The following is a 21,147-nucleotide window of genomic DNA, read 5'->3' on the forward strand; positions in this document are numbered from 1 at the left end:
CAATGCATCGTTACCGCAGCCACACCTGTGCCCAGTTGAGGAAAAGCGACGTCGGCTTCGCCGTTCGCCTGTCGGGTTGGGTGCATCGCGTGCGCGACCATGGCGGCCTGCTGTTCATCGATTTGCGCGACCATTACGGCCTGACCCAGATCGTTGCCGACCCGGATTCGCCGGCCTTCAAGATCGCCGAGACCCTGCGCGGCGAATGGGTCGTCCGCGTCGACGGCGAGGTCAAGGCGCGCCTCGCCGACACCGTGAATCCCAATTTGCCGACCGGCGAGATCGAAATCTTCGCCCGCGAGATCGAGGTGCTGTCGGCGGCCAAGGAATTGCCGCTGCCGGTCTTCGGCGAGCCGGATTATCCGGAGGACATCCGCCTCAAATACCGCTTTCTCGACCTGCGCCGCGACACGCTGCACAAGAACATCGTCGCGCGGACGAAAATCATCGCCGAGATGCGCAAGCTGATGGGCGACGTGGGCTTCACCGAATTCTCGACGCCGATCCTGACCGCCTCGTCGCCGGAAGGGGCGCGCGACTTCCTGGTGCCGTCGCGCATCCACCCCGGCACTTTCTACGCGCTGCCGCAGGCACCGCAGATATATAAGCAGCTGATCATGGTGTCCGGCTTCGACCGCTACTTCCAGATTGCGCCCTGCTTCCGCGACGAGGACCCGCGCGCCGACCGTCTGCCGGGTGAATTCTACCAGCTCGACGTGGAGATGAGCTTCGTCGAGCAGGAGGATGTGTTCACCACCATGGAGCCGGTGATGCGGGGGGTGTTCGAGACCTTTGCCGCCGGCAAGCCGGTGACGGAGAAGTTTCCGCGCATCGCCTATGATGTCGCCATGCGCAAATACGGCACCGACAAGCCGGACCTGCGCAACCCGATCGAGATGCAGGCCGTCTCGGATCATTTTCGCGACTCTGGCTTCAAGGTATTTGCCAACATCCTTGCCAACGATCCGAAGGCCGAGGTCTGGGCCATTCCGGCCAAGACCGGCGGGTCGCGCGCCTTCTGCGACCGCATGAACTCATGGGCGCAAGGCGAGGGCCAGCCCGGCCTCGGCTACATCTTCTGGCGCAAGGAGGGCGAGAAGCTCGAAGGCGCCGGGCCGCTGGCCAAGAACATCGGCGAGGAGCGCACCGACGCGATCCGACAACAACTCGGCCTTGCCGATGGCGATGCCGCCTTCTTCGTCGCCGGCGATCCGAAGAAGTTCGTCTCCTTCGCGGGAGCGGCGCGCACCCGCGCCGGCGAGGAGCTCAACCTTGTCGACCGTGATCGCTTCGAATTGTGCTGGATCGTCGACTTCCCGTTCTTCGAATGGAACGAGGACGAGAAGAAGATCGACTTCGCGCACAATCCCTTCTCGATGCCGCAAGGTGGCATCGATGCGCTTAACGGCGAGGATCTGCTCGGCATCAAGGCGTTCCAGTACGACATGGTCTGCAATGGCTTCGAGATCGCCTCAGGCGGCATCCGCAACCATCTGCCCGAAACCATGGTCAAGGCGTTCGAAACCGTCGGGCTGGACCGCGCAACCGTCGAGGAGCGCTTCGGTGGCCTTTACCGTGCTTTCCAGTATGGCGCGCCGCCGCATGGCGGCATGGCGGCCGGCATCGACCGTGTCGTCATGCTTCTGGTCGGCGCCAGGAACCTGCGCGAAGTGACCATGTTCCCGATGAACCAGCAGGCCTACGACCTGTTGATGAACGCGCCGTCGGAAGCCAGCCCGCAGCAGCTTCGCGAATTGTCGCTGCACGTGGTGGCGACGAAGAAAGAGGTTTAGAAAACGCTCCGAACCGGTGCTGTTGATTCATAAAAAAGCCCGGCATCGCTGCCGGGCTTTTTGCTTGAAGCCTGTCTCGATCAGTCTTCGTTTGCTGTAACCGTCACGCCAAGCGTTTTCGGCAGGTCGAGCGGGTTGGACATGGCGCCCGCCATGATCAGCGCGAACGGCACCGCTGCCGGCGGCTCGGCCGAGACCTCGATGCTTTGCGGGTCGTCGAGGAATTTGTTGACCGCGGCCGAAACCTGCGCGGTCAGTTCCGGATTGTTGAGCTGCGCCATGCCGAAGGGCACGATCGCCTTGGCCTGGTTGGCGATGTCCTTGCCGGACATGCCTTGCTGCTTGCCGGCATAATCGAGCACCTTTTTGGTCAGCGAATCGTCGTCGAAGCGGATCGAGGCGCTGTTGAACGACAGCTGCTGCAGCAGCCCGAGCATGGCCATGCCTTGCGCCGAATTGTCCGCGCCTTCGGGCTGCGCTGCCATCTTCTTCTGCATGTCCTGCAGTGATTTGATGACGTCCAGCGTGTAGCCGCCGAGATCGAAGGTCATGCCGAGCGTGCCGGCATTGTCGACCGATATTTCGTATTTCGACAAATCCATCCTGCCGTCGGTAGGCTGCCAGGTGCCTTCCATCTCAAGATTGCCTGTTATGTTCTGGTAGCCGAGCGCGTTGATGACTTCCTTGGACTTCGGATCTTCGACCAGGGTCAGGTCGGCAGCGAATTTTTCCGTAGTGCCGGAAAACGCCATGGCCTTGCCGTCGGCCGGCGGCGTGATTGCGATGGCAAGCCCGTCCATCGAGAAAGCAGTTTTGTCAGCCACTTTGACTGTCATGTTGTCGAGCTCGGCCGATTTGTACATCATCAGCGAGCCCAGCGGACCGGTTGCGCCTTCGGCCGGAACCGTCATGTCGTGGATGACGAAGGGGCTGAGATTGAGCGTCACGCCATCTTCGCTGTGTTCGAACGGCGACGTCGATACGGTCGCGATTTGATAGCCGCCATTGGCTTCGGTCACACCTTCGAGCTTGACGTCGCCGATCTTGAGCGCCTCCTTTTCGGCCGCCGGTTTGACCGCTACGCCTTGCAGAACCATGCTGGAGGTGTCGCCGGTTACTCCGGTCCAGGAGAGGTCGACACCCTGCGCGGCGAGGGCAGCCTTCAGCCGGTCGGCGACCGCGGTATCCTGCGCGAACGCCGCATTCAGCGGCAGCGTCAGCAAAAAGGTCGAAAAAGCCAGTCTCTTAATAAGTGTCGAGTGTCTGATCGTCATCGAGAGCTCCCCTGAGAGTGTCCTGAAATTCTTTCCAAATCGTCGCGTCGCCACCATTCGGTGACGAACTGGACCGGAAAAAGGCGGGCCTCGGCACAATGGTCGAAAATCGCGGCCAAAGGCAAACCCGATCCATCAGGCTTGCGATAGAAGCAGGATGTAACGGGTTGATGTTGGCCGGCGTCGTGACGCTTCCAATTCCTGTTGCATAATGGATGTCGCGCAAAAGTGTGCAGCGGGTTTTGCGATAACGGCATGTGTCAAAACAAGGACCTAAAGCGTCGCATGGGGCCGGTCGAATGCGACTCGCTTTAGGGGGATGCATACCGGTGCCTCTTGCCGCGAATCACCCGCTCGGCTAGTGCCAGCCCATGGGAAAAAGGCTTTTGCCGCCCGAGAGTGGCGGCGGCGACAATATTGAACCGGTCGATCTGAAGAAGGCGCTGGAAGAGCGCTATCTCGCCTACGCGCTGTCGACCATCATGCACCGGGCACTGCCAGACGTGCGCGACGGGCTGAAGCCGGTGCATCGTCGCATCATGCATGCCATGCGCCTGTTGCGGCTTAACCCCGACCAGGGCTTTGCCAAATGCGCCCGCATTGTCGGCGAGGTGATGGGCAAATTCCATCCGCATGGCGACCAGTCGATCTACGACGCGTTGGTGCGGTTGGCGCAGGATTTTTCGATGCGCTACCCGCTGGTCGACGGGCAGGGCAATTTCGGCAATATCGACGGCGATAACGCCGCCGCCATGCGCTACACCGAAGCGCGCATGACCGAAGTGTCGACGCTGCTGCTGGAAGGCATCACCGAGGACGCCGTCGATTTCCGCCCGACCTACAACGAGGAAGACGAGGAGCCGGCCGTGCTGCCCGGCGCCTTCCCGAACCTGCTCGCCAACGGCTCGTCCGGCATCGCCGTCGGCATGGCGACCTCGATCCCGCCGCACAATGCGGCCGAGCTTTGCGATGCCGCGCTTCACCTGATCGATCATCCGGATGCGCCCGTCACCAAGCTGATGGACTTCGTGCAAGGTCCGGATTTCCCGACCGGCGGCATCATCGTCGACAGCCGTGCCTCGATCCTCGAAGCCTACGAAACGGGTCGCGGTGGTTTCCGCGTCAGGGCGAAGTGGAGCCAGGAGGACCAGGGCAGGGGCACCTGGAACATAGTCGTCACCGAAATCCCTTACGGCGTCCAGAAGGCCAGGCTGATCGAAAAGATCGCCGAGCTCTTGATGGCGCGCAAGCTGCCGCTGCTCGAGGATATCCGCGACGAGAGCGCCGAGGACATCCGCGTCGTGCTGGTGCCGAAGAGCCGCTCGGTCGATCCCGGCATCATGATGGAATCGCTGTTCAAGCTGACCGAGCTCGAAAGCCGCTTTCCGCTCAACATGAACGTGTTGTCGCGCGGCAAGGTGCCGAACGTGCTGTCGCTGAAAGGTGTGCTCAAGGAATGGCTGGAGCACCGCCGCGACGTCCTGATCCGCCGCTCCAAGCACCGCCTCGGCGAGATCGAAAGGCGGCTGGAGATCCTCGCCGGCTATTTGATCGCCTACCTCAACATCGACGAGGTGATCAGGATCATCCGCGAGGAGGACGAGCCCAAGCAGGTGATGATGGCGCGCTGGTCACTGACCGACACCCAGGCTGAAGCCATCCTCAACATGCGGCTGAGGGCGCTGCGCAAGCTCGAGGAATTCGAAATCCGCGAGGAATTCAATGGCCTGACCGGCGAGAAGAAGCAGATCGAGGCACTGCTTGCGTCCGACGCCAAGCAGTGGGCGACGATCAAGTGGGAAGTCGCCAACGTTCGCCAGAAATACGGGCCCGACACCGAGATCGGCAAGCGCCGCACCGAGTTCGCCGACGCACCCGAGCATGACCTGACCGATATCGCCCACGCCATGATCGAGCGCGAGCCGGTCACCGTGGTCGTTTCGGAAAAGGGCTGGCTGAGGGCCATGAAAGGTCATCTGACCGACCATTCGGCCCTGACCTTCAAGGAAGGCGACAGCCTCAAGCTCGCCTTCCACGCCCAGACGACCGACAAGGTGCTGGTCTTCACCACCGGCGGCAAGTTCTACACGATCGGCGCCGACCGGCTGCCGGGTGGGCGTGGCCATGGCGAGCCGATCCGCATCATCGTCGACATGGACAACGACCAGGATATCGTCACCGCCTTCGTCCATGATCCCAAGCGCAAGCTGCTGCTGGTGTCGCATGACGGCAACGGTTTCATCGTGCCGGAAGAAGAAGTCGTCGCCAACACCCGCAAGGGCAAGCAGGTGATGAACGTCAAGGCGCCCGACGAGGCCCAGCGCTGCGTGAGCGTCGCCGGCGACCATCTCGCCATTGTCGGCGAGAACCGCAAGATGCTGGTGTTCCCGCTGGCCGAGATCCCGGAGATGGGACGCGGCAAGGGCGTGCGCCTGCAGAAATACAAGGATGGCGGTGTCCTCGACCTCAAGACCTTCACGCTCGCAAGCGGCCTGTCCTGGCAGGATTCGGCAGACCGCACCTTCACCAAATCGCGTGACGAGCTTGCCGAATGGATGGGCGCCCGCGCCTCGGCCGGCCGCATGGTGCCGAAGGGTTTCCCGAGGACTGGCAAGTTCGGGTGAAGCGGTAATCTCCCCCCTTGAGGGGGAGATTACCGGCAGGCCAGAGGGGGCCCCCGCGCATGAAGCGCCAGCCTCCTTTGTTCGTGGTAAGGTCGCGTCAGGACGTCCCGACCCCCTCTGTCGCCTTCGGCGACATTCCCCCTCAAGGGGGGAGATTAGCAGCTCCACCCAAACATTTGGAATGTCGTCACGATTGCTGCACTATATCAGGGCATAAGCGATACGATGGGCCAGGGAGAGGTAGCCGCTTGAAGGAAGTCAGGATCCAGAAGCCGGAGCGTCAACAGCGTCTGTTTGGCCTGTCGACGCCGCTCAGGGCCGCTGTCATTCCGCCGCTGTCGGCGGCGCGCTGGCTCCTGGTGCTGATCGTCGCCGCCGGCGTATATTTTTTCCACGGCTTCCTGTTCCCGGTTCTTGCCGCCCTGGTTATCGCCTTCGCCAGCTGGCCGCTCTATCGGCGGCTGCTCGCCGGCGTCGGCGGCAACCGCACCATCGCTGCGACGCTTGCGATCTTGTTCATCCTGACCTTCCTGGTGGTGCCGATCGCGCTTGCCGGCACCTACGCCATCAATGAGGTGCGCGAGTGGGTCAACTGGGCGATCGAGACCAACCGCTACGGTGCGCCGACGCCGCACTGGATCGCCACCATGCCCGTGGTGGGCGAATGGCTCAATGAACAATGGACGGTCAACGTTGGCCACCCCGGCGGTATCGGCGAACTGATCCAGCTGATCAGTGGCGCCAATATCGGCAGCATCTATCGCGGCGTGCTTGCCGCCGGCGGCAGCGCCTTCGGCCTTTTGCTGACGCTGCTATTCATGATGATCGCGCTGTTCTTCGCCTATCGCGACGGCGAGCATTTCGCCGGACAGGTCGATCGCCTCGGCGAACGCATCCTGCCGGCCAGATGGGAACGGATCTCACGCGTGGTGCCTGCGACAATCTCCTCGACGGTGACCGGCATGACCGTTATCGCCATCGGCGAAGGGCTGGTGCTGGGTATCGCTTACTGGTTGGCCGGCGTGCCGTCGCCGGTGACGCTCGGCGCGCTGACCGGCATCATGGCGCTGATCCCCGGCGGCGCACCGCTGTCCTTCACGCTGGTGTCGATCTATCTCGCCGCCAGCGGCTCGCCGATGGCGGGGCTGGCGCTGTTCATCTGGGGCGCGGTCGAACTCTTCATCGTCGACAAGACATTGCGCCCGAAGCTGGTCGGCGGGCCGATAAAGCTGCCCTTCCTGCCAACCTTTTTCGGCCTGATTGGCGGCGTCAAGACAATGGGCTTTCTCGGCCTGTTCATTGGCCCGGTGCTGATGGCCCTGCTGGTCGCAATCTGGCGCGAATGGCTGCGCGAAGTGGAACTGACCGATGAGCTCGCTGCCGCCGAACCGGCGGAGCACGATGACGCACCGCCGCAGATCGAAATTGTCGCCGGACGCGCCGCCGCGAAAAAGAATCAGGCCGGGTGACTGACGGCGAACGTGGCGCGGCGCTTGCGCCCCTCGTGCAACTGCCAGAGCGAATGGCCGATCAAGGTCATGATGAGGATCGCGCCGCCGATCAGGCTGTTGCGCGACGGTGTTTCGGCGAAGATCATCCACACCCAGACCGGCGCCAGTACGGTTTCAAGCAGGTAGAACATCGCCACCTCCGGCCCGGAGATGTATTTCGGGCCGTTGGCGAGGCAGAAGAACGAGATCGGCATGATGACGGCACCGTTGAAGACGATCCACCATGGCGCGTTGACGTGAAAACCCACCTTGGAAACCATCAGGGTGGCGACGGCCAGCGGCAGGACGACTCCGATCAGCGCGGTGAAGCCCATATCCTTGCCGCTGGCGCGCGAGATGGTGATGGCCGCGGCGATCATGAAAGCCGAGCATAGCGCCATCAGGTCGCCGAAGAGATGTCCGGTTCCAACGGAATCGCCGACAATGATCGTCACGCCGACGATCATCAGTGCCAGCGCTGCAAGCGTCAGGGGCCGTGGCCTCTCCTTCAGGAACAGCCATGACAAAAGGCCCGCGAACATGGTTGTGAACGCCAGGATGAAAACGAGATTGGCTGTCGAGGTATTGTAGACACCGGTGATGAAGGCGATCGAGCCGAGCCCGTAGAGGCCGGCAACGATGAGCCCTGACCAGCCCGGCACAAGCTGCGGTGCCTTTGCGCTCAGCGAGCGCCAGGCGGCCCAGATGATAAGCGTGGCGACGAAGGTCGTGCCGGTGCGCAACAGCAGGATCGTCCACGCCTCGCCGTCGGCGAGCCGGATCAGCGGAATGTCGACGGTCAGCGTCAGCCCGCCGATGGCGGTGATCAGAAGGCCTCTCTGGTGGTCGTTGTGGGAAGACATGCGGCAATTCTCGCGTAGGCTTGGAGGCGCAAAATTGACCCGCCCGGTTTTCCAGCCGATCGGCCGGAAGCCCAGCGGCATCCTCCTCGAAACAATTTAAGAGTGAATACCGAAAGCGAAGATCAGCGCAAAACCGCTTCGTGATTGTAGCGTTCCCAGCCTTTCGGGCCGAGATGCTCCTGCGGCTGGAAGCGCATCTTATAATTCATCTTGCGCGAGCCGTTGACCCAGTAACCCAGGTAGACATGGGGCAGGCCCATCGCCCTGGCGCGGGCGATGTGGTCGAGGATCATGAAGGTGCCGAGCGAACGGTCCTCGAAGTCCGGATTGAAGTAGGAATAGACCATCGACAGGCCATCGGCCATCTTGTCGGTGAGCGCCACGGCGATCAGCTCGCCCTGGCCCTTGCCGGTGATGAAGCTGTCAGGTCCGCGGCGACGGTATTCGATGACCTTGGTGTCGACATGGGTATCCTCGACCATCATGGCGTAGTCGAGCACGGTCATGTCTGACATGCCGCCACGGCGGTGGCGGGCGTCGAGATAGCTGCGGAACAGCGAATACTGTTCGGTGGAGGGTTCGGCGTCGTGCATGGCGCCGACCAGATCCGAATTATGCTGTATGACCCGTTTCAAGTTGCGGCTGGCGGTGAATTCCTGCGCCAGGATGCGCACCGACACACAGGCGCGGCAGGTCTCGCAGGCCGGCCTGTAGGCGATGTTCTGCGACCGCCTGAAACCGCCCTGCGTCAACAGATCGTTCATCTCGGGGGCCTTGTCGCCGACCAGGTGTGTGAACACCTTGCGCTCGAACTGGCCCTCGAGATAGGGACATGGCGAGGGCGCGGTCAGAAAGAACTGCGGCGACTGGGTCGGGTGCTGCGTCATCGAGCCTTGGAAACACTCCTGCGAATCGCTCTACCTTTGGCGCGGACGCCGAAAAATTCAACAGGATTGTGAAAGCCTGGTTGATTGGACGTCTTCACATTTGTGCGCAAAGGCTGCGGCCGCGCTTCAAAAGTCTGCTCAGCGGCCGCTGCGGCTGACGACGGTGCCGAGCAGCAGGTCGTGCAGCGTGCGCTTGCGGTCGGAAAACAGGCTCACCAGCAGGACCAGCGGCGAAAGGATGACATTGCCGGCCCAAAACAGCACCGAATGCACGACGGCGGTCAGCCCGTCGATGCGGCTGCCGTCGAGCCGGTCGAGCCGGATGCCCATCATCTTCATGCCGGTGGTGGCCTGGTCTTTACTGCCGAGCGTGTTCCAGATGTAGAGGATGGCGACGGCCGGCACGAGAATGGAAAACAGCATCCAGCCGAGGCCGAGCGTCAACAGCCCGAACAGGAACACCAGGATCGCGAATGGAATGGTGAGCAGCGCGACGATGAAATAATCGATGACAAAGGCGAGAATGCGCCGCGTGCGCACGCCCTCATAGGCGCGGACATCTTCGAGCCTGCTGGTGATGATTTCGCCGTCGAGAACGCGAGCGTTCATGTCATTTCCTCGTAATCGAACCCGGGTTAATGCACGGGGCCGCTTCTTGGTGAAATGGTGAAGGTTCGCGGCGGAATCAAGATCGAGCCTTTCGCCGCCGTGTAGATGGTGACGGAGTGCCTGGGGCCGTCTGACTTGTTGAATTCACGGCGCGGATAGCGTTAGTTTGCTGCGGCGCAACAAAGCGCGCCGAGCCGAGGGGACGGGGCGACATGGACTACGACATGCTGGTCATCGGCAGCGGCCCATCCGGGCGCCGCGCCGCGGTGCAGTCGGCCAAGCTCGGCAAGTCGGTGCTGGTGGTCGACAGAGGCCGGCGTCTCGGCGGCGTGTCGGTGCATACCGGCACCATACCGTCGAAGACGTTGCGCGAGACGGTGCTCAACCTCTCCGGCTGGCGTGAGCGCGGCTTTTATGGACGCGGCTACCGCGTCAAGCAGGACATTTCGGTCGGCGATCTGGTCGAGCGCCTGCACAAGACGCTCGACCATGAGGTCGAGGTGCTGCAGCATCAGTTCATGCGCAACACGGTCAAGAGCGCGCGCGCCGCGGCAAAATTCCTCGGCGCCAACAAGGTCAGCCTGACCACCGACACCGGCGACTACAGCGAGGCTGGCTTCTCCCATGCGCTGATCGCGGTCGGCACCCGGCCGCACCGGCCGCACGACGTGCCGTTCGACAAAACACGGATTTTCGACAGTGATGAGATGCTGGAGCTCGATCGCCTGCCGCGCACGCTGACGGTGATCGGCGCCGGTGTTATCGGTGTCGAGTATGCGACGATCTTTTCGGCGCTCGACGTGCCGGTGACGCTGGTCGAGCCGCGCAATACGATGTTGGATTTTGTCGACCGCGAGATCGTCGACGACTTCATCCATCAGATGCGCGACCGCGGCATGACCATCCGATTGGGCAGTGCCGTCAAGGAGATCGCCTCCAAACCCGACTATGCCGAGGTGACGCTGGCCGACGGCCGCACCATACGGTCCGAGATCGTGCTTTACGCCGCAGGGCGTACCGGCAATGTCGGCAGCCTGGGCTTGGAAACGGTCGGCATCGAGTCCGATTCCAGAGGCCGCATCAAGGTCGATCCGCAGACCTTCCAGACCAGCGCGTCCAACATCTATGCCGCCGGCGATGTTATCGGCTTTCCGAGCCTGGCCTCGACCTCGATGGAGCAGGGCAGGGTGGCCGCCTGCCATGCCTTCGGCGTGCCCTTGCCGCCGCCGCCCGAAACCTTTCCCTATGGCATCTACGCCGTGCCGGAAATCTCCACGGTCGGGCAATCCGAGGAGCAGGTGCGTGAGAGTGGTGCCGCCTACGAGGTCGGCGTGGCGCGGTTTCGCGAGACATCGCGCGGCCACATCATGGGCGTCAACACCGGCTTCCTGAAGCTTCTGTTCTCGATCGAAACACGCCGTCTGCTCGGCGCCCATATTGTCGGCGAGGGCGCGACCGAACTCATCCACATTGGCCAGGCGGTCATCAATCTCGGCGGCACCGTCGACTTCTTCGTCAACAACACCTTCAACTATCCGACGCTGGCCGAAGCCTACAAGATCGCCGGGCTGGACGCCTGGAACCGCATGGGGCGGGCGTAGACCATGATCCCGAATCGAAGGACCGCTTGGGCATCGGTTTTGCTGCGCGGACCTTCGGGATGGGGGCAGGACACTCAGCAGTGGCGCATTGCAACCGACATGGTAGCCGTTGCGTTTCAGCCAAACGGATTGCCGAACAGGGCAAAGCAATGACTGGGCCAGCGCCAAGGAAAACCTTCGCCTGGATTTCCCGAAATACGGTGCTTCTGGCGCTGGCGAGCCTGTTTGCCGACATTTCGACCGAGATGCTTTATCCGATCCTGCCGATCTTCCTAACCCAGACCCTGCACGCAAGCGGGAGCGTCGTCGGTCTGGTCGACGGAATCGCCCAGGCGACGCAGAACATCGTGCAAGGTTTTTCGGGCTGGCTCTCGGACAGGCTTCAGAAGCGGAAACCGATAGCCCTCATTGGCTATTTTCTGGCCTCTATCGCCAAACCGCTGATCGGCGTGGCCACAGTGTGGCCGATGGTCCTGGGCGCGCGGTTTGTGGATCGGCTCGGTGCAGGTTTCCGGTCCGCTCCGCGCGACGCGCTCCTTGCTTCGTCCGTGGCCGACGAGCACCGAGGCAAAGCATTCGGCCTAGAAGGCATTGGCGACAATCTGGGAGCGTTTCTGGGGCCACTGCTCGCGGTGCTGCTTCTCATCGCGCTCAAAGTCGATATCCGCTGGATCTTCTATCTCGCGCTCATTCCCGGTCTCCTCGCCTTCCTCATGGTGGTGTTGGTGCACGAGCAGCCACTGGCCGTAGCCGCAAAGGCCAAGATCGACATCAATCTGCGGCAGTTTCCCAAAGCCTATTGGACCTATCTCTTGGTGACAGCTCTCTTCGGCATCGGCAATTCGAGCAATGCGTTTCTGATTCTGCAAACACAGGATATCGGTGCCTCTTTGGAGGCAACCATTCTTATCTATGCAGGCTTCAATCTCGTTGCGGCGCTGATTTCCTACCCGGCCGGCTTTCTATCGGACCGCTTCGGCCGCAAGGGCGTGTTACTGTCGTCCTTCGTCATCTTCCTGATCGCCTATCTCGGCTTCGTCTTGACCCGGAACATCTATCTGATCGGGCTGCTTTTTGCCTTCTACGGGTTCTATCAAGGCATCTTCCGCTCAGTCGGCAAGGCATTCGCCTCGGACTTCGTGCCGCAAGAGCTGCGTGCCAGCGGCATCGGCTGGTACAGCACCACGGTCGGCCTGCTGGAACTCGCGGCAAGCGTTGTCGCCGGACAGCTCTGGGATCGTGTAAGCCATGAGGCGGTGTTCATCTACGGCGCTGTCTTCGCCGTGGTCGGCAGTGCTGGTCTGCTTGCCCTGATCCCCTGGCGAACCGACGGTCATAGTGTGTCGGCGGCGTCGTAGTGCTGCCGGGGCGTTGCCGATGATGAGCAGCCTTTAATAAAACGTTCTACTCAAACTGAAAGGTCCCCGGTCATGACGCCCGTCAGTGTTCGCTATATTGTCGACGATGTCGCCGCTTCCATCGATTTCTACGTGAAGCATCTGGGCTTTGCCATTGAACGGGATGCGCGGCCGGCTTTCTGCTCGGTCACGCGCGGCGATCTGCGGCTTCTGCTGAGCGGGCCGGAGAGCTCGGGCGCACGGGCGATGCCGGATGGCCGCCGGCCGGTGCCGGGAGGGTGGAACCGCATCCTGCTGGTGGTGCCGGATCTGAAGCAAGAGGTTGCGCGCCTGAAGGGCGCCGGGCTCGCCTTCCGCAACGATATCATCAACGGCGTCGGCGGCTCGCAGACCCTGCTCGAAGACCCGTCCGGCAATGCGATCGAGCTATTCCAGCCCGCCGCACACTGACATTCGATGGTCGGGCCCGCGTTGTGCGTGCGCTCAATCCGCTCGTTCAGCGGTTGCCTGACCCCGCCAGCCACTGCCTGACGATTTCAGCATCCGCGTCGCCGATTTCATGGCCGGAGGCAATGGTGTGGGTCTCGACCTTGGCGCCATGCGAGCTCAGTAGAGCGGCCAACACGGGGGCGAAAGGCGCGTAGGTCAGGTCGGCGGCGCCGGCGACGATCAGAGCCCGCGCCTTCGACAGGTCGGCCGGCGGCACCTCGTCGAGCACCGGCATGGGGCGCAGCAATGCAGCGCGCTCGATGAGGCCCGGATGCAGCGGCATGACGCTTGAAACCAGATTGGCGCCGTTCGAATAGCCGAGAAAGGTCGCGCGGCGGAGATCGAGGCTGTGGCGCTTCGCGACGCCGGCGACGAAGCTTGCAAACGCATCTGCCTCCGCGCGGATACTTGCCTGCTCGAATCGCGTCGGGGTGATTCGCGTGAACCAGCGGAAACCGTCCTCCTGAGGGATGCGGCCACGGACCGTAACCAGCGCCGCATGCGGCGCGATTTGCCGACCAAGCGGCAGCAAGGTCGTCTCGTCGACACCCGATCCATGCAACAGGAACAGCCAGTCACCGGGTAAATTGGCGGATCGATGGAGCCGGTAGAAAAAGCCTGAATTCTCCTGCAAAATACCGTCTTCGAGGCTTTGCTCGGCCATAGTCACATCCTTTTGATTCCGCGTTACTTTCGTTAATTTGCCGGCTTCAAAACGGAATATTTTCAAGCTCCGCGAAAGTTGATTGAACCGGGCGCATTTCAGTCCGTTTCTTTGCCGATATAATCCCCGCGGGGGGATCGAAGCAGTGTGCGCCGGGTGGTCGCCCGAGGGATCGCATGCCGGGCATGAACAACCAGCTTTAAGGCCTTTTATCGATGACCATGCCAGTTTCGCCGGAACGCGATACGCGTATTGATGTGTTCCGGGCTCTCGCCCTCCTGACCATATTCGTCGACCACGTGCCTGGCACCGTTTTCGAAACCCTGACCTACAAGAATTTCGGGTTTTCGGATGCGGCCGAGGCCTTCGTGCTGATCTCCGGCATGTCCGTCGCTCTCGCCTACGGCACTAAGTTCCAGCCGGGAAACCGGCTGATTGCAACACTGAAAATGTGGCGCCGCGCCGGTGTGCTCTATGTCACCCACATCGTCACGACGATGGTGGTCATGGCTATCTTCTGCGCGGCGGCGGTGTTTGCGAAACGGCCGGATCTTCTGACGCTGATCAACATCGAGCCGCTCGTCAGGAACCCGCCACAAGTCCTGGTCGGCATCGTCACGCTCGGCCATCAGCTCGGTTACAACAACATACTGCCGGTCTATGCGGCGCTGCTGTTGATGGCTCCGGTCTTCCTGCTGTTCATCAGCTACCGGCCACTGGCGGCGCTCGCAGTATCCGCAGCCCTTTGGCTGATTGCCGGAATCTACCAGATCGCGCCGCCGAACTACCCGGAGCCCGGCTTCTGGTTCCTCAATCCGCTGTCATGGCAATTGCTGTTCAATATCGGCATGGCCAGCGTGTTGCATGTGCGGCGCGGCGGCACCATCCCGGCCAATCGCTGGCTGGTCGGCGCGGCCGCCGCCTATGTGCTGACGGCGCTCGTCTGGGTGCACAGCCCGCTGTGGGGGCATGTGTCGTGGCTCGACCTGCCGGTGGTGCTGACCGGTTTCGACAAGACGTTCCTGTCGTTGCCGCGGCTGCTGCACATCCTGGCGATGAGCTATCTGGTCGTCGCCTTGCCTTTCGTCTCGAACCTGTTCCGCACCGGCCGCGACAATCCGCTCGCCATATTGGGCAAACGCTCGCTGCCGGTTTTCATTGCCGGCACGGTGATTGCCATGGCGGCGCAGGTGATGAAGCTGGTCAACCCGGGCGGCTTTGCCTATGACAGTCTGCTGCTCGCCGCCGGCATCGCCATGCAGTTCGCGCTCGCCTTCTATCTGGAATGGCTGTCCGCTATCGGCTGGTCCGGCAAGGGCAAGCCGGTCCGCAACGAGGCGTCACCGGTCCGTCCATCCTTTGGCATCGGTCCGATGGCGGCCAATCGATAAGATTTGGAGCCGATCTGCCCAGTCAACCTGTGCCTGGCGGCGGCCCGGACGACGCCCTGACGATAAGTTCGACATCGAGCGTTTCTCGCCGCACCGTGCCGTCGAAGTCGAGGATTCTTCGCGCTGCCCGGCGGCCGATCTCGGCGATCGGCTGGGCGATGGTGGTGAGCGGAGGCTCGCAAATTGCGGCTTCAGGCACGCCGTCGAAGCCGACGACGGAAACATCGCGAGGAACCGCGATGCCCCGCGCGCTGAGCCATTCCAATGCTTCCATCGCGACCCGGTCCGACATCGCCAGGATGGCGGTCGGCGGTTCCGCCGAGGCGAAGAGGGTTTCGAGACCAGCCTTTGTGCTGGCCTCATCGTTTTCAGTCTCGTAGACCGGCACCTTGGCGGTATCGACGCCGAACCGGGAAAGCTCTTCGAGATAGCCGAGGAGGCGGTCACGGGTTCCTGTATAGACTGCGGTCCGGACCTGCTCGGGCGAGACAAGTCCGGTGCTGTCGTCGGCGAAGGCCAGCGACAGCACGGCGAAGCGGCGGTGTCCAAGTTCCGCCAGATGGCGCGCCGCGAGCCGGCCGCCGGCAACATTGTCGACGCCGATCGCGGAGACCGTGGCGTCCTGCGAGCCGAGCTCGAGCGCGACGAAGGGGAGCTTGCGTTCGCGCGTCAGCTCGACGAGGCGCGGACCGCCCTCGATGCAGAACAGGATGAAGCCGTCGACCAGGGCGCTCTGGATATTCCAGGCAAGTTTTTCCTCGTTGCCGGCCGACACGAGGGCTATTCCCGCGCCGGTGGCGTCGCATGCCTCCGAGATGCCGGCCATCATCACGCGCGCAAAGGGGTCGTCGAAAAAATAGGACAGCGGCTCGGTTGTGGCGACGCCGATCGCATTGACCTTGCCGGCGCGCAACAGGCGGCCCTTTGGATCGGGGCCGGCGTAGCCCAGCGCGTCGGCCGCCGCCTTGACCCGCTCGCGGACTTCCTCGCGTACGATTTCGGGACGGCTGAAGACATTGGAGGCAGTTCCGTGTGATACGCCCGCGGCTTTGGCGATGTCCGCCAGCCGGATGGGCCTCCTGCCTTCGGTGAGTGATGCCATTTGTTTGTCTCCGGGACTCCGGTCCAACAGTATCGCCGACTACCTAACACCTTCGTTGGATCGATTCAAATTTTTGCTTGACATTCGTGGTGCGATGCGTATTTTTTGAATCGATCCAAGAGCGTTTTTCGCCCCCAGATTGGATCGATACAATAGGAGAGCGCCATGCACCCCGTCAATTATCTGTTCGAGGACATTTACCGGAACGACTGGAGCATCCGTTCGAGCGCGGAGGCCCGGAAGCGGCGAGACAGGACCGGTCCGTGGATTCGCGACCTGGGTTTCCTCGTAGGACGCAAGCGGAGCTGATCGGTGGCCTATTTTTGTGCCCGCTGATTGGATCGAGTCAAAAAACTAGAGGAGATTAAACCATGCACCCGATCAAGCATCTGTTCGAAGACATCTATCGCAATTATTGGGGCATCTCGCCGGCCACCGAACGGCCGGAGCGGCGGCGTGTAGTCAAGACGACCAACAGCGATGGCCAAGTCCGGCCCGAACGTCCGCGAGACTGAGCTGGCAAGACAGAGCTCGTGGATCGAGGGCGGCTGGCGAAGGAGCAGCGGCGGCCATTGGTTGCCGCATCAATGGCGGCGCGGGCGCACCAGCGCCGAGGCGGCCATCATCAGCCAGCCGCCGATGAGCAACGTGCCGCCGATCGGCGCCGACATCGGGAACAGCCGCGAGCCAAGGAAGTCGCGGGCCAAAAGATCTCCCGAGAATAGCAGAAGCCCGACGAGAAGGATGAGGCTTCCGGTTCGCAGGATGCTATTGCCACCGAGCAGCCCGACGGTAAGGAAGACCGGCGCATGCAAGAGCAGGAAGGATGCGGCCGTACCGACGAAAGCGCCGCCGAGATGTGCCGCCGCCGCCGAAAGCGCCACGCCGGTTGCGCCGCATAGGCCGCCGGCAAGAACCAGAATGCGGCCGCCTGCCGCGTGTTCATCCGTGCTCATTTCCACGCCTCCGTGATTCCTGGCGACCGCCTGAGATAGTGCCGCGAACCGTGTCAGGATTTGCCGGCTTCCGCCAGCATGTCGCGTTCGCGGCGCGACTGGACCAGCCAGTTATAGGCCGCTCCGCCCGCCATCAGAATGGATGTGCCGAGAAACACCGAGCGCATACCGAAATGGCCGCCGGCGAAGGCGCCGAGCAACGGTCCGGCGACCTGCCCGACATATTGCGCCGAGATCGACAAGCCCAGCACGTTGCCGCCGACCCCGTCGGGCACATTGTGGCGGATGACGCTGGTGATGCAGGGCAAAAGACCGCCAAGCGCCAGGCCCATCAGGAAACGCAGGCCGACGAGCTGCCAGCCCTGGGTAACGAAGGCCTGCGGGATCAGCAGCAGCGCCGAGACGGCGAGTGCGGCAACGATGACGTTCCAGTGGCCGATACGGTCGGCGAGCTTGCCGAGCCGCGACGCCGACAGGATGGCGCCTAGCGCTGCCGCGGACATGACGATGCCGGAGACCAGCGTGACCTGGCTCTGATCTTCGATGAGCTGCTGGACATAGACGGTGATGATCGGCTCGATCGACATGGTGGCGAAACTCAACAGCATGCCGGTCGCCAGCATGGCGACGACGGGGCGCTTGTCGGGAATCTGCGACCAGCCGTCTTTCACTTTTTCTTCTGACGCGGCCTTGGCGGCAACCGGGCGAGGGGCCTCCTTGATCAGCAAGGTGGTTGCCAGAAAAGCCAGGAAAATGACGCCGCCGGCGAGCAGGAATGTGGCGCGGATGCCAATCAGCGGCGGCAGCGCGCCGCCAAGCAGCGGACCGACCAGGGCACCGGCCGTGATTCCGGCCGACAGCACGCCCAGCGCCCAGCCGGAGCGATCCTTCGGCGTCTGCATGGCAACCAGGATGGTCGAGCCCGAAGAATAGCCGCCGGCAAAGCCGATCAGCAGGCGCAAGAGCACCAATTGCCAGACGGTCTGCACCATGCCGGTCAGCGACATACACAGCGCCATGCCGAAACTGGCTCGCACCAGCATCAGTTTGCGGCCGTAGCGGTCGCCTAGCCGCCCCCACAGGGGCGCGACCAGCGCGGCAGCAAGGAAGGTGGCGCCGTAGGCGATGCCCGACCACTGCACGATCGCCGCATGGCCCTCGGCGCCCAGCTGCTCGACGTAAAGCGGCAGGAAGGGCAACAGCAGCGTCATCGCTACAAGCGTGCTGAACGAGCCGGCAAAACACACGGCGAGATTGCGGCGCCAGTGGACGTTGTGCGTGCCTTGCATGGCGAGGGCGGCGTCTTGCGGCATGTCATGTCCTGTCCGGCCAGCTTGCATGAAACTTGCTACGGATACCAATTTGGGATACCAAACTGGTATCTGTCATGAACGCAAGCCCCGTCGCTGTCAATGCGGGCCTCTCAAACATGATCGACAAAGGCCGGCGTGATCGGCCAACGCCGGCCAGTGACCCGATTGCCGGAACAAATGACCTGAACGGAACGCCAATGTCGCAGATGCAGAACGTCGAAAAGCAGCTTCGCGAGATGATCCTCGGGCTCGAGATCGGTCCCGGCGAGCGGCTGACGGAGCGCTGGGTCGAAAGCCGCTTCGGTGCATCGCGCACGCCGGTCAGGGCGGCATTGCTGCGGCTCGAGACTGAAGGCCTGATCTGCCGCGACGGCCGCGGCTGGACGGTCTCGCCCATCAATCTTGCTGAACTCGAGCAGATCGCCGTCTATCGCGAGGCGGTCGAGGTCGCGGCACTCAGACTAACTTGCACCTTGCAGGACAGAAGTGCCGTCGAAATCATCGAGGCGATGCTCGATTCTTGCGACGACAAGACGCCGCGCGAGGAATGGCATCGCGTCGGCAGGGATTTTCATATCGAGTTGGCGCGTCTATCCGGCAACGAGTTCCTGTTCAGAGCGGTTCGCGACGTGATGACACGCCTGTCGCGCGCCCGCTGGCTCGAGGTTCGCGACGAGGCAGCGCTCGGCCGTGCCTGGGCCGAACACCATGCCATTCTGTCGGCGGTGCGGGCCGGCGATGCCGATAGCGCCGCCCGCCTGCTTTCGGCCCATATCATCGGCAGCCGCGACCGGCTGGTGACCTCGCTGCGCAACGACCGGCGCGGCCTGCGCGCCCGGGGATTTGCCGTCGTCGCTTGAGTGAGGATCGGCTGCCATTGATCACGAAAAGAGCAGATGAGCGAAGAATGCTACTTTCGGTCTCGCTTCGCAAATGCCGATGGCGTAAGAGCAGCGATGGAAAACAACCGATTTGACACACCCGTGACCGTCAAGGGCGCGGCGGGAAGCAATCAGCTCTTGCGTACGGCCCGCGAGGCTTCCGACTACCTCCTCAACAATTGGCCCGGCAAGCGCAGCCCCAAGCATCGCGAAGCGTTGCAAGCCTGTCATGATGCGCTGGCCGGCGACAAGCCGGCCATGAACGCAAGACGGGCCTTTATTGCCGCCGCGCGTGAAGTGAACGTCTTCGTCAGCGACAAGGCGCCCGCCTGAGGCATAGCGGGATTTGACCGAGGCCCGGACCGCCTGACAGGCCGGGCGTCATCACTCGGTCGTTTCGGTTTTGGTTTGGGACTCGCTCTCGCCCTCGGGCTTCGATCGCTCCTTGGCTGCGACCTTGGCAGCCTGCTTTTCCGCCTTCTTGGCAGCCTTCTGCCGGTCGCGTTCCTTGCGTTCCTGACCGTAGTTCGGTGCTCGTGCCATATCGTTTCCTTTCATTGTGCTTGGCCTTTGCCTAGGAGCATTGGACCGCAAACACAACACCGCAAGGCACGATCGGGCTCCATATCTCGGCGCAGTCCGGAGAGCCCGGCTTTTCAGGCGCCGTCGCGGTCGAGGACGAGATCGGCCGGCCCGAACCGGTCCTTTGCCGTGAATTGCTGGTGCCAGTAGGGATAGAGCACGGGCGGCCTGCTGACCACGTCGAGCCGTGTGCGCTCCTCATCGGCAAGCACAAGGCTTGCAGCGGCGATATTGTCTTTGAAATGCGCTTCGGTTCGTCCGCCGATCACCAGCGAACTGACAGCGGGCCGGCCGAGTAGCCAGGCAAGCGCCACTTGCGCTGCCGACACACCGTGGTTCTTGCCGATATCGATCAGCACGTCGACGATCCGCCACAGCCGGTCCTCGTCGCGGATCGGCGGTTCCGACCAGCCGCTGAGCTGGCGGGCGGTCGGCTGGTCACGGTGGTATTTGCCGGACAGCAACCCGCCGGCAAGCGGGCTCCAGACCAGCACGCCGAGCCCTTGGTCGACCGAGATCGGCAACAATTCGTACTCGGCCTCGCGCGCTTCCAGCGTGTAATGGATCTGCTGGGTGACGAAGCGTGGCTGGTGATGACGGTCGCTGATCCCCAGCCCCTTCATAACTTGCCAGCCGGAATAATTGGAGCAGCCGACATAACGGACCTTACCCTGCGCGACCAGCGTGTCGAGCGCGGCGATGGTTTCCTCAAGCGGTGTCAGGCCATCCCACTCGTGCAGGAAATAGATGTCGATGACATCGGTCCTGAGGCGCTTCAGGCTCCTCTCGCATTCGCGGATCAGATGGTAGCGCGACAGGCCTTCATCATTGGGGCCTTTGCCGATCCGCATGCGCGCCTTGGAGGCGATCAACACGTCGCCCTTGCGCTTGCCGCCGAGCGCCTCGCCGATGATCTCTTCCGACACCCCGTTCGAATAGACGTTGGCGGTGTCGATGACATTGACGCCGGCATCGATGCAAAGGTCGATCATCCGACGCGCCTCGTCGAGGTCGGTCTTGCCAACCGCCGAAAACGCGCCGCCGCCGCCGAATGTCATGGTGCCCATGGTCAGGGTCGAAACCTTCAGCCCGGAACGGCCGAGAGTGCGGTATTCCATGTCGTATCCTCACGATTTATCGGGAAAGGGCGTTGCAAACGACAGCCCCTCAGTGAACCGGGCATTTGTAGGATAATTCGTTCCGCTTGTCGCCCGCCCCGCAGGGCAAGCTCGATCACATCTTGCGGATTGAACGCACAGCCGGCGCAGTA

20 protein-coding genes are annotated in these 21,147 nt (G+C 62.5%); 10 read left to right on the top strand and 10 right to left on the bottom strand.

Annotated features, from left to right (window positions below; genetic code table 11):
• Nucleotides 1-2: 2 nt before the first annotated feature.
• Nucleotides 3-1,793: an aspartate--tRNA ligase gene (gene aspS / locus NKJ28_RS20935; RefSeq protein WP_352636890.1), complete on the top strand. Its 1,791-nt coding sequence runs from the start codon at nt 3-5 to the stop codon at nt 1,791-1,793.
• Nucleotides 1,794-1,873: 80 nt separating this feature from the next.
• Here aspS and NKJ28_RS20940 read toward each other — a convergent pair whose 3' ends face one another.
• Nucleotides 1,874-3,067 (bottom strand): aq_1923 C-terminal domain, encoded by a 1,194-nt coding sequence (locus NKJ28_RS20940; RefSeq protein ID WP_352636845.1) that lies wholly within the window; start codon nt 3,065-3,067, stop codon nt 1,874-1,876.
• Between the two features lie 371 nt (nt 3,068-3,438).
• On the opposite strand from NKJ28_RS20940, the gene parC reads away from it, so the two are divergent.
• Nucleotides 3,439-5,691: a DNA topoisomerase IV subunit A gene (parC, locus tag NKJ28_RS20945; protein WP_352636846.1), complete on the top strand. Its 2,253-nt coding sequence runs from the start codon at nt 3,439-3,441 to the stop codon at nt 5,689-5,691.
• 248 nt (nt 5,692-5,939) lie between these two features.
• Complete coding sequence (locus tag NKJ28_RS20950; RefSeq protein WP_352621043.1) at nt 5,940-7,160, top strand: AI-2E family transporter; 1,221 nt, start codon at nt 5,940-5,942, stop codon at nt 7,158-7,160.
• Here the strand turns inward: NKJ28_RS20950 and NKJ28_RS20955 are convergent.
• The 3 genes from NKJ28_RS20955 to NKJ28_RS20965 form a co-directional block, all read right to left on the bottom strand.
• A complete protein-coding gene (locus NKJ28_RS20955; protein ID WP_352636847.1) occupies nt 7,148-8,044 on the bottom strand; it encodes a DMT family transporter in 897 nt (298 codons plus the stop codon). The two genes, NKJ28_RS20950 and NKJ28_RS20955, sit on opposite strands and share 13 nt — an antisense overlap.
• 122 nt (nt 8,045-8,166) lie before the next feature.
• On the bottom strand, nt 8,167-8,931 hold the full coding sequence (locus NKJ28_RS20960; protein WP_023674464.1) for an arginyltransferase: 765 nt from the start codon (nt 8,929-8,931) through the stop codon (nt 8,167-8,169).
• 138 nt (nt 8,932-9,069) lie between these two features.
• Nucleotides 9,070-9,540, bottom strand: coding sequence for an RDD family protein (locus NKJ28_RS20965; RefSeq protein WP_023674465.1), 471 nt, complete (start codon nt 9,538-9,540; stop codon nt 9,070-9,072).
• 212 nt (nt 9,541-9,752) lie between these two features.
• Between NKJ28_RS20965 and sthA the strand changes: the two genes are divergently transcribed.
• The 3 genes from sthA to NKJ28_RS20980 all read left to right on the top strand — a co-directional run bounded on the left by sthA (nt 9,753) and on the right by NKJ28_RS20980 (nt 12,949).
• Entirely contained in the window at nt 9,753-11,141 is a 1,389-nt protein-coding gene (sthA, locus tag NKJ28_RS20970; RefSeq protein WP_352636848.1) for a Si-specific NAD(P)(+) transhydrogenase, read from the top strand.
• Nucleotides 11,142-11,290: 149 nt separating this feature from the next.
• A complete protein-coding gene (locus NKJ28_RS20975; RefSeq protein WP_352575868.1) occupies nt 11,291-12,499 on the top strand; it encodes an MFS transporter in 1,209 nt (402 codons plus the stop codon).
• Between the two features lie 72 nt (nt 12,500-12,571).
• Entirely contained in the window at nt 12,572-12,949 is a 378-nt protein-coding gene (locus NKJ28_RS20980; protein WP_352636849.1) for a VOC family protein, read from the top strand.
• Nucleotides 12,950-12,995: 46 nt separating this feature from the next.
• Here NKJ28_RS20980 and NKJ28_RS20985 read toward each other — a convergent pair whose 3' ends face one another.
• On the bottom strand, nt 12,996-13,652 hold the full coding sequence (locus NKJ28_RS20985) for an alpha/beta hydrolase (protein WP_023674469.1): 657 nt from the start codon (nt 13,650-13,652) through the stop codon (nt 12,996-12,998).
• Between the two features lie 215 nt (nt 13,653-13,867).
• Between NKJ28_RS20985 and NKJ28_RS20990 the strand changes: the two genes are divergently transcribed.
• Nucleotides 13,868-15,043: an OpgC family protein gene (locus NKJ28_RS20990; protein WP_352636850.1), complete on the top strand. Its 1,176-nt coding sequence runs from the start codon at nt 13,868-13,870 to the stop codon at nt 15,041-15,043.
• 22 nt (nt 15,044-15,065) lie between these two features.
• On the opposite strand, the gene NKJ28_RS20995 is transcribed toward NKJ28_RS20990, so the two are convergent.
• Nucleotides 15,066-16,145 (bottom strand): LacI family DNA-binding transcriptional regulator, encoded by a 1,080-nt coding sequence (locus NKJ28_RS20995; protein ID WP_352636851.1) that lies wholly within the window; start codon nt 16,143-16,145, stop codon nt 15,066-15,068.
• Nucleotides 16,146-16,516: 371 nt separating this feature from the next.
• On the opposite strand from NKJ28_RS20995, the gene NKJ28_RS21000 reads away from it, so the two are divergent.
• Nucleotides 16,517-16,660, top strand: a complete 144-nt coding sequence (locus NKJ28_RS21000) for a hypothetical protein (protein WP_023674473.1) — start codon at nt 16,517-16,519, stop codon at nt 16,658-16,660.
• 69 nt (nt 16,661-16,729) lie between these two features.
• Here the strand turns inward: NKJ28_RS21000 and NKJ28_RS21005 are convergent, their stop codons facing one another.
• Both NKJ28_RS21005 and NKJ28_RS21010 read right to left on the bottom strand, forming a co-directional pair.
• Complete coding sequence (locus NKJ28_RS21005; protein WP_023674474.1) at nt 16,730-17,101, bottom strand: DUF423 domain-containing protein; 372 nt, start codon at nt 17,099-17,101, stop codon at nt 16,730-16,732.
• A 53-nt stretch (nt 17,102-17,154) separates the two neighbouring features.
• Entirely contained in the window at nt 17,155-18,414 is a 1,260-nt protein-coding gene (locus NKJ28_RS21010) for a multidrug efflux MFS transporter (protein ID WP_352636852.1), read from the bottom strand.
• Between the two features lie 197 nt (nt 18,415-18,611).
• On the opposite strand from NKJ28_RS21010, the gene NKJ28_RS21015 reads away from it, so the two are divergent.
• Entirely contained in the window at nt 18,612-19,274 is a 663-nt protein-coding gene (locus tag NKJ28_RS21015) for a GntR family transcriptional regulator (protein WP_352571474.1), read from the top strand.
• 96 nt (nt 19,275-19,370) lie between these two features.
• Complete coding sequence (locus NKJ28_RS21020; RefSeq protein WP_023674477.1) at nt 19,371-19,628, top strand: DUF982 domain-containing protein; 258 nt, start codon at nt 19,371-19,373, stop codon at nt 19,626-19,628.
• Between the two features lie 51 nt (nt 19,629-19,679).
• Here the strand turns inward: NKJ28_RS21020 and NKJ28_RS21025 are convergent, their stop codons facing one another.
• Entirely contained in the window at nt 19,680-19,838 is a 159-nt protein-coding gene (locus tag NKJ28_RS21025) for a hypothetical protein (RefSeq protein WP_352449291.1), read from the bottom strand.
• Between the two features lie 113 nt (nt 19,839-19,951).
• Entirely contained in the window at nt 19,952-20,995 is a 1,044-nt protein-coding gene (locus NKJ28_RS21030) for an aldo/keto reductase (protein WP_352449292.1), read from the bottom strand.
• Nucleotides 20,996-21,147: the final 152 nt, after the last annotated feature.

The organism is Mesorhizobium sp. M0145 (assembly GCF_040322355.1).
Classification (GTDB): Bacteria; Pseudomonadota; Alphaproteobacteria; order Rhizobiales; family Rhizobiaceae; genus Mesorhizobium.

Excerpts from the sequence above, each read along its gene's own strand:
- aspS (WP_352636890.1), top strand. The coding sequence starts at position 3 with ATGCATCGTTACCGCAGCCACACCTGTGCCCAGTTGAGGAAAAGCGAC.
- NKJ28_RS20940 (WP_352636845.1), bottom strand. The coding sequence starts at position 3,067 with ATGACGATCAGACACTCGACACTTATTAAGAGACTGGCTTTTTCGACC.
- parC (WP_352636846.1), top strand. The coding sequence starts at position 3,439 with ATGGGAAAAAGGCTTTTGCCGCCCGAGAGTGGCGGCGGCGACAATATT.
- NKJ28_RS20955 (WP_352636847.1), bottom strand. The coding sequence starts at position 8,044 with ATGTCTTCCCACAACGACCACCAGAGAGGCCTTCTGATCACCGCCATC.
- NKJ28_RS20960 (WP_023674464.1), bottom strand. The coding sequence starts at position 8,931 with ATGACGCAGCACCCGACCCAGTCGCCGCAGTTCTTTCTGACCGCGCCC.
- NKJ28_RS20965 (WP_023674465.1), bottom strand. The coding sequence starts at position 9,540 with ATGAACGCTCGCGTTCTCGACGGCGAAATCATCACCAGCAGGCTCGAA.
- sthA (WP_352636848.1), top strand. The coding sequence starts at position 9,753 with ATGGACTACGACATGCTGGTCATCGGCAGCGGCCCATCCGGGCGCCGC.
- NKJ28_RS20975 (WP_352575868.1), top strand. The coding sequence starts at position 11,291 with ATGACTGGGCCAGCGCCAAGGAAAACCTTCGCCTGGATTTCCCGAAAT.
- NKJ28_RS20980 (WP_352636849.1), top strand. The coding sequence starts at position 12,572 with ATGACGCCCGTCAGTGTTCGCTATATTGTCGACGATGTCGCCGCTTCC.
- NKJ28_RS20985 (WP_023674469.1), bottom strand. The coding sequence starts at position 13,652 with ATGGCCGAGCAAAGCCTCGAAGACGGTATTTTGCAGGAGAATTCAGGC.
- NKJ28_RS20990 (WP_352636850.1), top strand. The coding sequence starts at position 13,868 with ATGACCATGCCAGTTTCGCCGGAACGCGATACGCGTATTGATGTGTTC.
- NKJ28_RS20995 (WP_352636851.1), bottom strand. The coding sequence starts at position 16,145 with ATGGCATCACTCACCGAAGGCAGGAGGCCCATCCGGCTGGCGGACATC.
- NKJ28_RS21000 (WP_023674473.1), top strand. The coding sequence starts at position 16,517 with ATGCACCCGATCAAGCATCTGTTCGAAGACATCTATCGCAATTATTGG.
- NKJ28_RS21005 (WP_023674474.1), bottom strand. The coding sequence starts at position 17,101 with ATGAGCACGGATGAACACGCGGCAGGCGGCCGCATTCTGGTTCTTGCC.
- NKJ28_RS21010 (WP_352636852.1), bottom strand. The coding sequence starts at position 18,414 with ATGCCGCAAGACGCCGCCCTCGCCATGCAAGGCACGCACAACGTCCAC.
- NKJ28_RS21015 (WP_352571474.1), top strand. The coding sequence starts at position 18,612 with ATGTCGCAGATGCAGAACGTCGAAAAGCAGCTTCGCGAGATGATCCTC.
- NKJ28_RS21020 (WP_023674477.1), top strand. The coding sequence starts at position 19,371 with ATGGAAAACAACCGATTTGACACACCCGTGACCGTCAAGGGCGCGGCG.
- NKJ28_RS21025 (WP_352449291.1), bottom strand. The coding sequence starts at position 19,838 with ATGGCACGAGCACCGAACTACGGTCAGGAACGCAAGGAACGCGACCGG.
- NKJ28_RS21030 (WP_352449292.1), bottom strand. The coding sequence starts at position 20,995 with ATGGAATACCGCACTCTCGGCCGTTCCGGGCTGAAGGTTTCGACCCTG.